The sequence below is a fragment of the Bacillus sp. GS3m_15504 genome (assembly GCF_055825275.1).
The window spans coordinates 383,221-399,283 of sequence record NZ_JBVVNL010000001.1; the positions used below are offsets into that span (position 1 = coordinate 383,221).

Annotated in this window: 15 protein-coding genes, 2 tRNA genes and 1 pseudogene; 15 read left to right on the forward strand and 3 right to left on the reverse strand. The window is 36.7% G+C overall.

The genetic code is table 11. From position 1 onward, the window contains the following. Positions 1 to 68: 68 nt before the first annotated feature. The 7 genes from gerM (at position 69) to AC0L0O_RS02190 (ending at position 3,991) form a co-directional block, all read left to right on the forward strand. Positions 69 to 1,118 (forward strand): spore germination protein GerM, encoded by a 1,050-nt coding sequence (gene gerM / locus AC0L0O_RS02160; protein ID WP_428888974.1) that lies wholly within the window; start codon positions 69 to 71, stop codon positions 1,116 to 1,118. Between the two features lie 128 nt (positions 1,119 to 1,246). Further along, a complete protein-coding gene (rph, locus tag AC0L0O_RS02165; protein ID WP_001261764.1) occupies positions 1,247 to 1,984 on the forward strand; it encodes a ribonuclease PH in 738 nt (245 codons plus the stop codon). Positions 1,985 to 1,995: 11 nt separating this feature from the next. Further along, on the forward strand, positions 1,996 to 2,604 hold the full coding sequence (locus tag AC0L0O_RS02170; RefSeq protein WP_000815943.1) for an XTP/dITP diphosphatase: 609 nt from the start codon (positions 1,996 to 1,998) through the stop codon (positions 2,602 to 2,604). 13 nt (positions 2,605 to 2,617) lie between these two features. Further along, entirely contained in the window at positions 2,618 to 3,121 is a 504-nt protein-coding gene (locus AC0L0O_RS02175) for a metallophosphoesterase (RefSeq protein WP_000645497.1), read from the forward strand. Between the two features lie 109 nt (positions 3,122 to 3,230). Further along, a tRNA-Gly gene (locus AC0L0O_RS02180) sits at positions 3,231 to 3,304 on the forward strand. A gap of 1 nt (position 3,305) precedes the next feature. Beyond that, positions 3,306 to 3,379, forward strand: a tRNA-Arg gene (locus tag AC0L0O_RS02185). 411 nt (positions 3,380 to 3,790) lie between these two features. Continuing rightward, the gene (locus AC0L0O_RS02190) at positions 3,791 to 3,991 is read left to right on the forward strand and encodes a hypothetical protein (protein ID WP_000124460.1); all 201 of its coding nucleotides are present in this window, start codon (positions 3,791 to 3,793) and stop codon (positions 3,989 to 3,991) included. Between the two features lie 85 nt (positions 3,992 to 4,076). Here AC0L0O_RS02190 and AC0L0O_RS02195 read toward each other — a convergent pair whose 3' ends face one another. Next, positions 4,077 to 4,691, reverse strand: a complete 615-nt coding sequence (locus tag AC0L0O_RS02195) for a PH domain-containing protein (RefSeq protein ID WP_000475210.1) — start codon at positions 4,689 to 4,691, stop codon at positions 4,077 to 4,079. 155 nt (positions 4,692 to 4,846) lie between these two features. Between AC0L0O_RS02195 and AC0L0O_RS02200 the strand changes: the two are divergent. The 8 genes and pseudogenes from AC0L0O_RS02200 (at position 4,847) to ysxC (ending at position 14,994) form a co-directional block, all read left to right on the forward strand. Next, a pseudogene (locus tag AC0L0O_RS02200) lies at positions 4,847 to 5,260 on the forward strand (group I intron-associated PD-(D/E)XK endonuclease). Between the two features lie 294 nt (positions 5,261 to 5,554). Beyond that, a complete protein-coding gene (locus AC0L0O_RS02205; protein WP_001983650.1) occupies positions 5,555 to 5,803 on the forward strand; it encodes a hypothetical protein in 249 nt (82 codons plus the stop codon). A gap of 197 nt (positions 5,804 to 6,000) precedes the next feature. Further along, a complete protein-coding gene (locus tag AC0L0O_RS02210; RefSeq protein ID WP_131370051.1) occupies positions 6,001 to 6,999 on the forward strand; it encodes a hypothetical protein in 999 nt (332 codons plus the stop codon). Positions 7,000 to 7,308: 309 nt separating this feature from the next. Next, complete coding sequence (tig, locus tag AC0L0O_RS02215; RefSeq protein ID WP_000729253.1) at positions 7,309 to 8,586, forward strand: trigger factor; 1,278 nt, start codon at positions 7,309 to 7,311, stop codon at positions 8,584 to 8,586. A gap of 264 nt (positions 8,587 to 8,850) precedes the next feature. Then, positions 8,851 to 10,110, forward strand: a complete 1,260-nt coding sequence (clpX, locus tag AC0L0O_RS02220; protein WP_000472282.1) for an ATP-dependent protease ATP-binding subunit ClpX — start codon at positions 8,851 to 8,853, stop codon at positions 10,108 to 10,110. Between the two features lie 106 nt (positions 10,111 to 10,216). After that, positions 10,217 to 11,887, forward strand: coding sequence for an ATP-dependent protease LonB (gene lonB, locus AC0L0O_RS02225; protein ID WP_009879805.1), 1,671 nt, complete (start codon positions 10,217 to 10,219; stop codon positions 11,885 to 11,887). 183 nt (positions 11,888 to 12,070) lie between these two features. Then, positions 12,071 to 14,401 carry an endopeptidase La gene (gene lon, locus AC0L0O_RS02230; protein WP_000097304.1) on the forward strand — a complete coding sequence of 777 codons (2,331 nt, stop codon included), beginning with the start codon at positions 12,071 to 12,073 and terminating at the stop codon, positions 14,399 to 14,401. Beyond that, on the forward strand, positions 14,398 to 14,994 hold the full coding sequence (gene ysxC, locus AC0L0O_RS02235) for a ribosome biogenesis GTP-binding protein YsxC (RefSeq protein WP_000869113.1): 597 nt from the start codon (positions 14,398 to 14,400) through the stop codon (positions 14,992 to 14,994). Before lon ends, ysxC begins: the two co-directional genes overlap by 4 nt. Before the next feature lie 32 nt (positions 14,995 to 15,026). Here ysxC and AC0L0O_RS02240 read toward each other — a convergent pair whose 3' ends face one another. Next, entirely contained in the window at positions 15,027 to 15,443 is a 417-nt protein-coding gene (locus tag AC0L0O_RS02240; RefSeq protein ID WP_000359781.1) for an organic hydroperoxide resistance protein, read from the reverse strand. Positions 15,444 to 15,445: 2 nt separating this feature from the next. After that, positions 15,446 to 15,898, reverse strand: coding sequence for a MarR family winged helix-turn-helix transcriptional regulator (locus tag AC0L0O_RS02245; RefSeq protein WP_000133920.1), 453 nt, complete (start codon positions 15,896 to 15,898; stop codon positions 15,446 to 15,448). Positions 15,899 to 16,063 lie beyond the last annotated feature (165 nt).

Below are 16,063 nucleotides of genomic sequence, written 5' to 3' on the forward strand. Positions count from 1 at the left end.
GCTTGTTCTAAAAAGAGAAACAGCTCGTATACATAATAGTACAAACTTAGATTTTAGGGGGGAATGGCATGCCTAAATCCACTTTTAAATGGGTTGTTGGTGCTACTGTGAGCGCTGTTTTACTAACAGGGTGTGGCTTTATAAATCAGGAGAAAGCAACGGAACAAATTGATCCGCCAAAACAAGTTACGTACACGGAAGGTGGAAAGAAAGAAGTATCTAAGAAAGATAAGCAAGCACAAACGGTGAATAGAGAATTATACCTTGTTGATAAAAATGGTTATGTTGTACCACAAACGTTAGCTATACCTACTCCGAAAGCAAATGAGGTTATTCAGCAAACGTTAGAGTATCTTGTGAAAGATGGGCCGGTAACGAATTTATTACCCAATGGTTTCCGTGCGGTCATTCCAGCCAATACATCGATGACACTAGATTTAAAAAAAGATGGGACGGCAGTCATTGATTTCTCAAAAGAAATGAAAAACTATGCAAAAGAAGAAGAGCGTCAAATTGTTGAGTCGATAGCATGGACGTTGACGCAATTTAAAGAAGTAAAACAAGTGCAGTTCCAAATAAATGGTGAAAAATTAGCGAAGATGCCTGTTGGTGGTACACCTCTTGGTGACGGTGTGAGCCGTGCGAACGGTATCAATTTCGATGATGAACAAGTAGCGGATGTAACGAATACAAAACCGGTAACGCTGTATTTTATGGCGCAAAATAATAATAAACAGCAATATTACGTACCAGTAACACGCCGCGTTGTAGAAGGGAAAGAAAATGATTATGCAGCCATTGTAGATGAACTTGTAAAAGGACCGATTCATCAATCGCTCTTAAATGATTTTAATCCAGGAGTTAAGCTGATTACGAATCCGAAATTACAAGACGGAAATCTTACATTAAACTTTAATGAAAATATATTTATCAACCCAGATAAAAATATGATTTCAAATTACGTATTGAAGTCGTTAGTTTTATCTTTAACAGAAAAGAAAGGCGTGAAAAGTGTTTCTATTGAAGTAAATGGCAAAGCAAATCTTATAGATGAAAAGGGCGGAAAGTTAATAAGACCTGTAGATCGTCCAGAAAACGTGAATACAGGTAGTTTTTAATCGCTAATAATTTGATATACTTAAGTAAGAAAGAGGAATTGCTTTTTGGGTTCCTCTTCTTTTATTGTATACATATCATACATTTAAATTTGGCTATACTAACAAGTAGTTATGAGGAGGTTATTTTTATGCGAGTAGATGGTAGAGAGAAAACAGAATTACGCCATATACATATTCATACGAATTATTTAAAACATCCAGAAGGATCAGTATTAATTGAGGTTGGGGACACAAAGGTAATTTGCTCAGCGACAATTGAAGAGCGCGTCCCGCCATTTATGCGTGGAGAAGGAAAGGGCTGGGTAACAGCTGAATATGCGATGATTCCACGTGCGACAGAACAACGTACAATTAGAGAGTCAAGTAAAGGAAAAGTAACAGGACGTACAATGGAAATCCAGCGCTTAATTGGACGAGCATTACGTGCGGTAGTTGACTTAGAAGCGCTTGGCGAGAGAACGGTTTGGATTGATTGTGATGTTATTCAAGCGGATGGTGGAACGCGAACTGCTTCTATTACAGGTGCATATGTAGCGATGGTATTAGCTTTCGAGAAATTATTACAAGCAGAAAAAGTATCTAAAATTCCAGTAAAAGATTATTTAGCAGCAACGTCAGTAGGAATTGTTGAAGAGCAAGGCGTTGTTTTAGATTTAAACTACGCAGAAGATTCTAAAGCAGACGTTGATATGAACGTGATTATGACTGGAAAAGGCCAGTTTGTTGAAGTGCAAGGAACTGGAGAAGAAGCGACGTTTAGCAGAGCACAGTTAAATGAATTACTTGATGCTGCGGAACAAGGCATTTTCCAACTGATTGATATTCAAAAAGAAGCGTTAGGTGACATCGTATCTCATATAGAGTAGAGGTGGAAAATATGAAACAAGTTGTTGTAGCGACAAAAAATATGGGGAAAGTACGTGAATTTGCTGAGTTATTTGAGCGATTTGATTTAGAAGTAAAATCATTACACGATTTTCCTCATATTGAAGAAGTCGAAGAAACTGGTGAAACATTTGAAGAAAATGCGATTTTAAAAGCGGATAGTTTGAGTAGACAGTTGAATGCAATCGTAATTGCGGATGATTCAGGTCTTATTGTAGATGCTTTAAACGGAAAACCAGGTGTGTATTCAGCTCGTTTTGCTGGAGAGCCGAAAGATGATCAAGCGAATATCGATAAAGTTTTACAAGAATTAAATGAAGTAGCGTTTGAAAAGCGTAAAGCTCGTTTCTACTGTGCATTAGCAGTGGCTTTCCCTGAAGGGGATAAAAAGCCTGTCATTGTAAACGGGACATGTGAAGGATTTATTTTAGAACAACGCCGCGGGGAAAACGGCTTTGGATATGATCCAATCTTTTATGTGGAAGAATATAAAAAAGCGATGGCGGAACTAAGTTCAGATGAGAAAAATGCCATTAGCCACCGCGGACGTGCTCTACGTAAGCTAGAAGAAAAAATCCCTGAATGGTTTTTAGGAGAATAAGGGAGAGAGATTGATGAAAGCTTTAATCGTAAGCGATAGTCATAGCTCTGTGAAGGAATTACAGCAGTTAAAAGAGAAGTATGAAGGAAAAGTAGATATCATGATTCATTGCGGTGATTCAGAGCTAACGCCTGCTCATGAAGAGCTGCAAGGTTTCCATGTTGTAAAAGGGAATTGTGATTATGCTAACTTTCAAGACGAAATTGTAACGGATGTAGATGGTCTTCGTTTCGTAGTTGTGCACGGACATCGTCATAACGTGAAAATGACGTTACAAACATTAGCGTACCGTGCTGAAGAGGTAGGAGCGCAAGTTGCATGCTTCGGACACTCTCACGTATTAGGTGCGGAATTAATCGATGGCGTTTTATTTATTAATCCAGGTAGTATTTTATTACCGCGTCAGCGTGTAGAAAAGACATTTGCTATATTAGAAATGGATGAAAATCAAATGGAAGTTCGTTTTGAAACACTAGACGGACAGCTAGTTGAACAAGCAGTTTTTAAAAGAGGATAAGAAAAATTATCCTCTTTTAAAAAAGGTGTTGACTTTATGTATGGTTATACATATAATAAATATTGTCGATAGGGCAACAGCGCTAACGAATGAAAATAAAATAACATATGCGGGTGTAGTTTAGTGGTAAAACAAGAGCCTTCCAAGCTCTGGTCGAGAGTTCGATTCTCTTCACCCGCTCCATGTCCCAGTAGCTCAGCCGGATAGAGCATACGCCTTCTAAGCGTACGGTCGGGAGTTCGAATCTCTCCTGGGACGCTAAAAAAACCTTGTTATCTTTTGATAACAAGGTTTTTTGTTTGTCTAAAAATTGATATATGTGCAAAAGGTTTAAAAAAATAACGTAATATATGGTAATTGTTATGTGTAACGGATTAAAGTGCATGAAGAAAAGAGCGCCATTTATGCACCCTATTCCTCATATTTAATTTTAAAAATCAATAGGCTTATAATGGAACTCAAATCCATATCCGTATTAACTTAATTTTTTACTTAGAATGTTATAAAACTCTTTACCATTCTAGTACGATTGAGCAACCGTTATCGAAACTTATCCCTGTTAGTGTGTTACAATGAATAGAAGCGGAAAACGAGAATCTCCAATTGACTAGACCTGTGATTGGTTAGAAGGTTTAAGAAGGTTGTATAAAAAAGGGAGATGGCGCAAAGATGGCGAGATCAAATGAGAATGATTTAACGGAGAAATTGGCGGAAGGTCACCGGAAATATGGTGATGGAAACTTTACAGTACAGAACATCGGTGATGAAACTAATCCGAACTGGACTGTCGTAAAAAATGTGAGGAAGGGATCGGCAGGCATTCGTGAAGGAGAAGATATATTAAGACTGCGATCAAAATATATAAAATAGTACGGAAATGAGCAGGCCGAGAGTTTGAACATCTTCTAGGACGCTGAAAAACCCTTGTTATCTTTTGATAACAAGGGTTTCTTGTTTAGTTATTAATAAACTTTTCGAAGACAAAACCATAATCTTTCACGTTATATTGCTTTTTCGTATCAACAAGCCAGTTAAAGGAAATCTCGTTCATTTCTTTAAATTGTTCTGCCAAATTTACTTGTGCATTTGAAATACGGCTGAAAGCATTAGATGCCATATCTAAACTTTTATGTGCATATTGTAATGTAATGTCGTTGTCGTATGAAATTTCTTCGATTTTAAGTAAAGCTTTATATAAATCTTTTAATTCCTCGATATGTTTTTTATGAACATCAATTGAATAATGCTGATCTCCCATTTGAAACTTAATTTCTACATCTAAATCAATTGTTCCAGCAGTTTCAAGTGCTACGTTTTTAATTTGATATTTACTATAGCTAAAGCGGCGTAGTGTGCGTTTTTTACTTGTCGCACTTGTACCATCTAGGTGGAGTAATCCTTTGTTTGTGAAGCAATATTCATCTGATTTCGATTTAATTAGAAAGTAAATTTTCTCCCCATCTTCATGCATCACATAATCATCAGCATCAACTTTATCGTAATCTTTCGGTGTAATGACAGAACCTACATCACTTAACCCTAAAACATCAGCAGCTACTTTTTTGAACATATATATAATCCCCCTTGTAAAAATTCTTAATTGTACAAAAATATATTAACATGATTTTAACAAAGAGTTTTCTTTTTATGAGAAAATATTGGGAGGTAAGTTAAGAAAAGTAACGAATATTATTTTGGAAATATGTAAAAAGGTGCTGATAAAAAGTGTACCATCATACAAAAACAAAAGGAGCTTTGGCTGTTTTAAAAGCTCAAGTTGATTTGTATGAAAAAGGATATATGATTTTAACACCACAAACAGAGCATTCGCCGTTTGATCTTGTAGTATACAAAGACGGTGTGTTTAAAAGGGTACAAGTGAAATATAGAGAATTGAATGCAAAAGGGATACTGGAAGTTAGATTCCGATCAAGTTATTCTACAGCAAGCGGAGTCACTACAAAAGAAGTGAATAAAGAAGAAATAGATGTGTATTGCGTATATTGTCCTCAAACGGATTCTTGTTATTATTTCAATCCCTAACTATTTAGTAAATCTATTAGTTTAAGAGTGGATTCTCCGAAAAATAAACAAGAGAAAAAAGTCAATTTTGCAAGTGATTATAGAGAAATTCTGTGAAAGCACCTCAAGCGATATGAGGTGTTTTTTCAATCTCTTTTTGAAATCTTACAATTCTGTAAGGTAACTGTAAGGTAGTTCGATGGTAACAAATTGCTAATCCTCTATAATGAAGGTAACAACGATAAAACGAGGAGGAAGAAGTGATGAAAGGATTAATCGTAACGGGTTTAACAGTAGCTTTTGGTTTTGTAGCGTATGAGAAATTAACGTATGTAGTTGATGTTGTAAAACATTTAATCGCTTAGTAAAAAACAAAAACTACCATGAGAGGGAAAGGGAATGAGTGAATGAATGGAATGGTTATTTGGAATTATAGGTACTTGTAGTGTAGTGTTATTGTTCTTTGTCCCGAGCGGTATACTTAGTTCGACAACGAGTTTGTTCTTCTTAAGTTTGTTTGCTTGTACGATGCTTATCATTATGTTTTTAATGAAGCGAAGTAAACCAATCTTCTATTTTAGCATGATTGTTATGGCAATTATTGTTCTCCAAATTATTACCCTTGTTATATACCCCACTATTATAAAAGCTTTCCATTAATGATAAATCCTCTGCTTTCATCGCTGAGGGTTTTTGTTTGTACATTTTAAATTTTAAGTAAGGATTTGTTTATATTGAAATATAAAAATTAAATATTTTCATATTTCAAACAAAGGGTTTTGAGATGTTGTGTTCTCATTACTCATTTGATATATTTACTTTAAAGATAATTAAAATCTAGAAAAAGAGGCGGACGTATGGATAAAAAAGAAAATACGGTCGTATTGTTTCCGCAGCTATCAGCGCGCTATATTGATGAAGGTTTTTTAGCACTGAAAGAGCGGAAATTCGAAGATGCATTGCGCTGCTTTGAAATATTACGTCAGTATAATGCAGAAACGGAACAAACAGAACTAGCTTCGGTTATTTGTTTGTTAGAATTAAAGCATATGGAAGAAGCGAAAGAGAAATGTGAACAGTTGCTGGAGACAGGAGCTGTACTATTTGGTGATATTCTTGAAACGTATGTGACAATTTTAGTTCAAACAAATGATTATGAAGGCGTAATTGAAACCGTTGAAAAAGTTTTGCAAACGAAAGATATAATGCCGGAACAAAAGGAAAAATTAGCACAGCTCGCTTTATTTGCAGAAGGTATGTTAAATGAAGTAGATACGTCACTAGTCGATTCGAATTTTGAATTAGATGAATTTACTAATGAAATGTTTGGAGAAAACTTTGGGCAAAAGCTAAGAGCGATTCAGCAACTTTCGTTAAAAGACTTAGATCTTGCATTACCTGTTTTAAAGAAATTTTTAGTAGACGAAAAACAGCACCCTTATTTGAAAACTTCTATTTTATATAAAATGATAGAAAATCAAATAGAAGAAGAGATAGAGGTAGAAAAGTTTGGGAATACGATCAAGGTAATTCCGGCATTTACAGGTCATAATGAGGAGCAATCCGATAACATTATACATACATTATCAAGTCGATTAGAACAAAATTATCCTGATATATTTGATGCGATGGTTACATATTGGAAAGAGTTGCAAATTAGCGTTTTCCCATTCGCTCTATTAATGGATAAAGTGGAGATTTGGGCTGCTGTTTTAGAGAGAATTGGTAGAAAGCGTTTCGGGTTGACTATTGATGAAGTAGAGCTTATGACTGCGTATAATATTGAATTAGAAGAGTTTCATATTGCCTATCAATGGTTATTACGTATTGAAAGAGAAGGATATTTGCCCGTATAATTATGAAAAAGAATCGTTCAGTTCTTGAAACGAGCATATTCTATGTTATAATGTAAGGGTTGCAAAAGGCAGAAATCTGCCTGTTTGTAAGAGAAGAGAAGTGTAATTCTCTTACTTAATATGTTTCATATTATTCTCGAACAAAATATACCGTAGTTGTCTTTTAGGCAATTAGTAGATTGGAACATTATATCTGAAAGCTTTTGCTAGAGGATTATTTGTACTTTTGTTATTTCAAAAAAGAGATAATGAAGATCTTAATCTATAGAGGTATGTGCATACATTATTATAGTTGGAGGGAAAGAATAAATGGCTGCAAAATGGGAAAAATTAGAAGGTAACGTAGGCGTTTTAACAATCGAAGTTGATGCTAAAGAAGTAAACAACTCTATCGACGCTGCGTTCAAAAAAGTAGTAAAAACAATCAACGTACCAGGTTTCCGTAAAGGAAAAATGCCTCGTCCGTTATTCGAACAACGCTTTGGTATCGAATCTTTATACCAAGATGCTTTAGATATCATCTTACCAAAAGCATACGGTGAAGCGATCGATGAAGCTGGTATCTTCCCAGTTGCTCATCCTGAAATCGACATCGAGAAGTTCGAAAAAAATGCTAACCTTATCTTCACTGCAAAAGTTACAGTGAAACCTGAAGTTAAATTAGGTGAGTACAAAGGTTTAGCAGTAGAAAAAGTTGAAACAACTGTAACTGACGAAGATGTAGAGAACGAATTAAAATCTTTACAAGAGCGTCAAGCTGAACTAGTTGTTAAAGAAGAAGGAACTGTTGAAAACGGTGATACAGCTGTAATCGACTTCGAAGGTTTCGTTGATGGCGAAGCATTTGAAGGCGGAAAAGGCGAAAACTACTCTCTAGCAATCGGTTCTGGTACATTCATCCCAGGTTTCGAAGAGCAAGTAATTGGTCTTAAATCTGGTGAGTCTAAAGACGTTGAAGTATCATTCCCAGAAGAGTACCATGCTGCTGAATTAGCTGGCAAACCAGCAACATTCAAAGTAACAGTTCACGAAATCAAAACAAAAGAACTTCCTGAGTTAAACGACGAGTTCGCTAAAGAAGCTGACGAAGCGGTTGCAACTCTTGATGAATTAAAAGCAAAACTTCGCACAAACTTAGAAGAAGGCAAAAAGCATGAAGCTGAGCACAAAGTACGTGACGAAGTAGTAGAATTAGCTGCTGCTAACGCTGAAATCGACATTCCAGAAGCTATGATTGACACTGAGTTAGATCGTATGGTTCGTGAATTCGAGCAACGTTTAAGCCAACAAGGTATGAACCTTGAGCTTTACTACCAATTCACAGGTACTGATGCTGACAAGTTAAAAGAGCAAATGAAAGAAGACGCTCAAAAACGCGTAAGAATCAACCTTGTTCTTGAAGCTATCATTGAAGCTGAAAACATCGAAGTTACTGAAGAAGAAGTAACTGCAGAAGTTGAAAAAATGGCTGAAATGTACGGTATGCCAGTAGACGCTATCAAGCAAGCTCTTGGAAGCGTAGACGCTTTAGCTGAAGATCTTAAAGTTCGTAAAGCTGTAGACTTCTTAGTAGAAAACGCTGCATAATAAAATAACAAGGCGCGATTTTAATCGTGCCTTGTTTTATAAATATAGAAATATATTTATAAAACTTTTCGATGAAGAAGGAAAACTTCCTTAATAAGTCGAATATACATATTTCAAAAGTTTTAAAAACTTTTTATTTGTACATAACTAGTCATATTATTTGTATTTCTCGCCACGTAGTGACATAATATGTATTTACATACGATACATTTATCGTGTACATACGAAGGCAAGAGGTTAGCACTTTGTAAGGGGTGTGAAAATATGTTTAAATTTAATGATGAAAAAGGGCAATTAAAATGTTCTTTCTGTGGTAAAACACAAACACAAGTCCGAAAGTTAGTTGCAGGTCCAGGTGTTTACATTTGTGACGAGTGTATCGAACTTTGTACTGAAATTGTACAAGAGGAGCTTGCGAAAGACGAAGAAGTAGAATTCAAAGATGTACCGAAACCGGTAGAAATTCGTGAAATTTTAGATGAGTATGTCATCGGACAAGATAACGCGAAAAAAGCACTAGCGGTAGCGGTATATAACCATTACAAACGCATTAATTCTAACAGCAAAATTGATGATGTAGAATTAGCGAAGAGTAATATCGCACTTATCGGGCCAACAGGTAGTGGTAAAACATTACTGGCACAAACGTTAGCGCGTATTTTAAATGTTCCATTTGCAATCGCGGACGCAACATCTTTAACTGAAGCTGGATACGTTGGGGAAGATGTAGAAAACATCTTACTTAAATTAATCCAAGCAGCGGATTATGATGTAGAAAAAGCGGAAAAAGGAATCATTTATATTGATGAGATTGATAAAGTGGCACGTAAGTCCGAAAATCCATCAATTACACGTGATGTATCTGGTGAAGGTGTGCAGCAGGCACTTCTGAAAATTTTAGAAGGTACTGTAGCAAGCGTTCCACCTCAAGGTGGTCGTAAGCATCCGCACCAAGAGTTTATTCAAATTGATACAACGAATATCTTATTCATCTGTGGTGGAGCGTTTGATGGCATCGAGCCAATTATTAAACGCCGTCTTGGTGAAAAGGTAATTGGATTTGGTTCTGAGAAGAAAAATGCTGATGTAAATGAGAAGCATGTTTTATCTCACGTATTACCAGAGGACCTTTTAAGATTTGGTTTAATTCCAGAGTTTATCGGTCGTCTTCCAGTTATTGCGAACCTAGAGCCACTTGATGAAGATGCTCTTGTTGATATTTTAACGAAACCGAAAAATGCACTTGTTAAGCAATTCCAAAAACTATTGGAGCTTGACGATGTTGAGTTAGAGTTTGAAGAAGGTGCACTAATTGAAATTGCGAAAAAAGCAATTGAACGTAAAACAGGTGCTCGTGGACTTCGTTCTATTATTGAAGGCTTAATGCTTGAGGTAATGTTCGAGCTACCATCTCGCAAAGATATCGAGAAGTGTATTCTTACAAAAGAAACAGTAGCTGATAATGCAGCACCAAAATTGGTGTTACAAGACGGTACTGTACTTGATACAAAAACATCTGCATAATGCAAAGGAGAAACAGCAATTTTTATAATTGCTGTTTTTCTTTATGTTTAGCTATGTTCCTCCGCGGAAATACTAAGAGATAAAACATTGCGGGAGGAAATAAATGATGAGCTGGACAAATATATTTTTACTTGTTCAACTTGTTTTTGGTGTAATTGTCGGATTGTATTTTTGGCATTTACTTCGAAATCAGCGAACACAAAAAGTTTCAATTGATCGAGAATCGAAAAAAGAATTAGAGCAGCTTCGTAAAATGCGTGAGATTTCTTTAACAGAGCCGCTTGCGGAAAAGGTGCGTCCTACATCCTTTTTAGATATTGTAGGGCAAGAGGACGGGATTAAGTCGTTAAAAGCGGCTCTTTGTGGCCCGAACCCGCAACATGTAATTATATATGGCCCACCAGGTGTCGGAAAGACAGCGGCAGCACGTCTCGTATTAGAAGAAGCGAAACGAAATCCAAAATCTCCATTTCGCACAAATGCAACATTTATTGAACTGGATGCGACGACAGCTCGGTTTGATGAACGTGGTATTGCAGACCCTTTAATCGGTTCGGTGCATGATCCAATTTATCAAGGTGCTGGTGCGATGGGGCAAGCGGGTATTCCGCAACCAAAAAAAGGTGCGGTAACAGATGCACACGGTGGTATTTTGTTTATTGATGAAATTGGTGAGCTACATCCGATTCAAATGAACAAAATGTTAAAGGTGCTAGAAGATCGAAAAGTGTTTTTGGAAAGTGCATACTACAGTGAAGAGAATACGATGATTCCAACGTATATACATGATATCTTTCAAAAAGGTTTACCAGCCGATTTTCGCTTAGTTGGGGCAACGACACGTTCGCCAGAGGAGATTCCTCCTGCTATTCGGTCGCGCTGTTTAGAAGTCTTCTTCCGTGAGTTAGATACAGAAGAAATTCAAAAAGTAGCGAAGAATGCAGCTGACAAAGTAGAAATGCAAATCGGTGAAAATGGTATTGAAATGATTGGCATGTATGCAAGAAATGGAAGAGAAGCGATTAATCTTGTACAAATTTCTGCTGGAATGGCAATAAATGAAGAACGTTCTTTCATTAAAGATGAAGATATTGAGTGGGTTGTTCACTCTAGTCAGCTTACACCGAAGTATGAAAAACACATTTATCCTATTCCAAGAATCGGTCTTGTAAATGGACTTGCTGTATACGGACCAAATACAGGCGCGTTATTAGAAATTGAAGTAACAGCAATTAAGGCGAAAGATAAAGGATCGGTAAATGTTACCGGAATTGTTGAAGAGGAAAGTATTGGTAGTCAAACGAAATCAATTCGCCGTAAAAGTATGGCGAAAGGTTCTGTAGATAATGTATTAACAGTACTTCGATCTCTAGATGTGTTGCCAGAAGGATACGATATACATATTAATTTTCCAGGTGGTATCCCGATTGATGGGCCTTCAGCAGGAATTGCAATGGCAACAGGTGTGTATTCAGCAGTGCATCATACGTATGTGAATAATGAAGTGGCGATGACTGGTGAGATAAGTATACATGGAGAAGTGAAACCTATCGGTGGTGTGTACGCAAAAATAAAAGCTGCGAAAAAGGCGGGAGCTAAGAAAGTTATCATTCCTGCTGAAAACATGCAACCGTTTTTGTACACAATAAAAGGAATTGAAATTATCCCTGTTCGTAAGTTAAAAGAAGTATTTGAGCTAACATTTATGCAAGAAAATATGCATCGAGAGCTTGATATACATACTACAATAGACGAAACAGATGCACAATCAATGTGAGAATGAATGATAATAGTATTTGCCAGACTTCGTTTAAGTTTGTATGCTTAAGCGGAGTCTTTTTTCTTTTCGTAAGAGAGAAAAAAAGCGGGATTTACAGTTGCGGAGAATCTCGGCAATTGCATCTAGATGTATTGTAATATAAAATGGTTGAACAGGAGTTTAATTTATTATGGAGGTGCTATGTCTAGTATGAATACGAATGAAAGAATCGTACCCCTCCTACCATTAAGAGGCGTTCTCGTATATCCAACGATGGTTCTGCATCTTGATGTAGGACGTGATAAATCGATACAAGCACTAGAGCAGGCGGCAATGGATGAAAATATCATCTTTTTAGCAATGCAAAAAGAAATGAATATCGATGATCCGAAAGAAGATGACATATATAGTGTAGGTACAGTGGCGAAAGTGAAGCAAATGTTAAAATTGCCGAACGGTACGCTTCGTGTCCTTGTAGAAGGTTTACATAGAGCAGAAGTAGTAGAGTTTATCGAAGAAGAAAATGTAGTGCAAGTTTCTATTAAAACGGTAACTGAAGAAGTGGAAGCTGATTTAGAAGAGAAAGCACTTATGCGTACATTACTGGAGCATTTCGAACAATATATTAAAGTTTCGAAAAAAGTTTCAAATGAAACATTTGCAACGGTAGCTGATGTAGAAGAGCCAGGAAGATTAGCGGATTTAATTGCTTCTCACTTGCCAATTAAAACGAAGCAGAAACAAGAGATTTTAGAAATCATATCTGTGAAAGAACGATTACATACACTTATTTCAATTATTCAAGATGAACAAGAATTACTTAGTTTAGAAAAGAAAATTGGACAAAAAGTGAAACGTTCAATGGAGCGCACGCAAAAAGAATATTTCTTGCGTGAGCAAATGAAGGCGATTCAAACTGAACTTGGCGATAAAGAAGGCAAGGGCGGGGAAGTTGAAGAACTTCGTGAGAAAATTGAACAGTCAGGAATGCCTGAAGAAACAATGAAGGCTGCGCTGAAAGAATTAGATCGTTATGAAAAGTTACCAGCAAGTTCTGCGGAGAGCGGTGTTATTCGCAATTATATGGATTGGTTATTAGCACTTCCGTGGACAGACGCAACGGAAGATATGATTGATCTTGCTCATTCGGAAGAGATTTTAAACAAAGATCATTACGGTCTTGAGAAAGTGAAAGAGCGCGTACTGGAATATTTAGCGGTACAGAAGTTAACGAATTCATTAAAAGGGCCTATCCTTTGTTTAGTAGGGCCACCTGGGGTCGGAAAAACTTCGTTAGCGCGTTCTATTGCGACATCATTAAATCGTAATTTTGTCCGTGTATCCCTTGGTGGTGTGCGTGATGAATCTGAAATTCGTGGTCACCGTCGTACGTACGTTGGAGCAATGCCAGGACGCATTATTCAAGGTATGAAAAAGGCAAAATCAGTTAATCCAGTCTTCTTATTAGATGAGATTGATAAAATGTCTAACGATTTCCGTGGAGATCCTTCAGCAGCATTACTTGAAGTGTTAGATCCAGAACAAAACCATAACTTCAGTGATCATTATATTGAAGAACCATATGATCTATCGAAAGTTATGTTTGTAGCAACTGCGAATACACTTTCAAGTATTCCAGGCCCATTACTTGACCGTATGGAAATTATTTCGATTGCTGGCTATACAGAACTTGAAAAAGTTCATATTGCTCGTGAACATTTATTGCCGAAACAATTACAAGAGCATGGCTTACGAAAAGGTAATTTACAAGTACGTGATGAAGCGCTTCTTGAAATTATTCGCTATTATACACGTGAGGCTGGTGTTCGTACACTAGAGCGCCAAATTGCAAAGGTTTGTCGTAAAGCAGCAAAAATTATCGTTACAGCAGAACGTAAGCGTATTGTAGTAACAGAGAAAAACGTTGTTGATTTACTTGGTAAGCACATATTCCGTTATGGGCAAGCTGAAAAAACAGACCAAGTTGGTATGGCGACGGGTTTAGCGTATACGGCAGCAGGCGGCGATACACTGGCGATTGAAGTGTCCGTAGCGCCAGGTAAGGGGAAATTAATTTTAACAGGGAAACTTGGGGATGTTATGAAAGAATCCGCACAAGCAGCGTTTAGCTATATTCGTTCTCGTGCAGAAGAGCTTCAGATTGATCCGAATTTCCATGAGAAAAATGATATTCATATTCATGTTCCAGAAGGAGCAGTTCCAAAAGATGGACCGTCAGCAGGTATTACGATGGCAACGGCACTTATTTCTGCGTTAACAGGTATACCTGTAAGTAAAGAAGTGGGGATGACAGGTGAAATTACACTTCGTGGTCGTGTATTACCGATTGGTGGTTTAAAAGAAAAAACATTAAGTGCTCACCGCGCAGGTTTAACAAAAATTATTTTACCGGCGGAAAATGAGAAAGATTTAGATGATATTCCAGAGAGCGTAAAAGAAAACCTTACGTTTGTGCTTGCATCTCATTTAGATGAAGTATTGGAGCACGCATTAGTAGGAGTGAAACAATGAAAGTAACAAAAGCAGACATTGTAATTAGTGCTGTTAAACCAGAACAATATCCAGACGGTGACTTACCAGAAATCGCATTAGCAGGTCGTTCAAATGTCGGGAAGTCTTCCTTTATTAATAAAATTTTAAATCGTAAAAAGTTAGTACGTATTTCTTCTAAACCAGGAAAAACACAAACATTAAACTTCTTCTTAATTAATGAGATGATGCATTTTGTGGACGTTCCAGGTTATGGATATGCGAAAGTATCTAAAACGGAGCGCGCAGCTTGGGGTAAAATGATTGAAACGTATTTTACAACACGTGAGCAATTAGATGCAGCTGTATTAGTAGTTGATTTACGTCACAAACCAACAAATGATGATGTAATGATGTATGATTTCTTAAAGCATTATGACATTCCAACCATTATTATTGCAACGAAAGCCGATAAAATTCCGAAAGGGAAATGGCAAAAGCATTTAAAAGTTGTAAAAGAAACGCTTGATATTGAAAGTGGCGATGAAGTCGTTCTATTCTCTTCTGAAACAGGACTTGGAAAAGAAGAAGCATGGAAAGCAATTCATAAATTTACAAAAACAAAAAACGCGTGACGAATGTCGCGCGTTTTTTTCTTTATACACTTTTAGCGTACATTTAATGTAACCTCAATATTTCCTCGTGTTGCTTTCGAATAAGGACATACGCCATGAGCGGCTTCTACAAGTTCTTGTGCTTCGCTATGTGAAACGCCAGCGACATGTACATCAAGTACAGCAGATAGGCCGAAACCACCATCTGTATCTTTTCCGATAGAAACGTGAGCAGTTACTTCTGTACTTTCTACTTTCACACGTTTCGTACGAATGACAAGTTGTAATGCACTATCAAAACAAGCAGCATAACCAGCAGCAAATAGTTGTTCTGGATTTGTTGCCTCTCCGCCTGCACCACCTAGTGCTTTCGGCATTTTTACATCAAGATTTAATATGCCATCATCTGATACTACTTTTCCATTTCTTCCACCTGTAGCAGTTACTGAAGCAGTATATAATTTATCCATGTTTATTCCCCTTTTCTATCATTAATTGTTTTCATTGTTTCAATTAGTTTATTTAATTGAATTAATAAAGAACGATATTCTTGTTCTGTAATTCCTAAATTTGTTGCCATCGTTGTCGGCAATGAACAAGCCTTATCTTGTAAATCTTTTCCTTGTTCTGTTAATTCAATACACACTTTTCGCTCATCTTCTTTGGAACGAACGCGTTTTACAAGGTTTAATGATTCCATTCGTTTTAACATAGGTGTTAACGTACCGGAATCTAAAAATAGACGTTCTCCAATTTCTTTTACTGTTAGCCCATCTTGCTCCCATAGTACGAGTAAAGTAATGTACTGTGGATACGTAATGCCCATTTCTTCTAAATACGGTCGGTAAAAGCGTGTAACCTCTCTAGAACAAGCATAAATAGAAAAACAAAGTTGATTATCTAGATGCAAAGAATCTTCTGTCATGAATGGCTCCTTTCTAATTAAGTTGTGCACAATTTAATTTTGTAAAATCAATATAACGAAAAATAAATACAATGTCAAATACATTGTATTGAGAAAGTTTGTGCTACAAATTGGAACAATCGTACATATTTTCCTTCATGATGAAAGAAGATAGGAAAGATGATG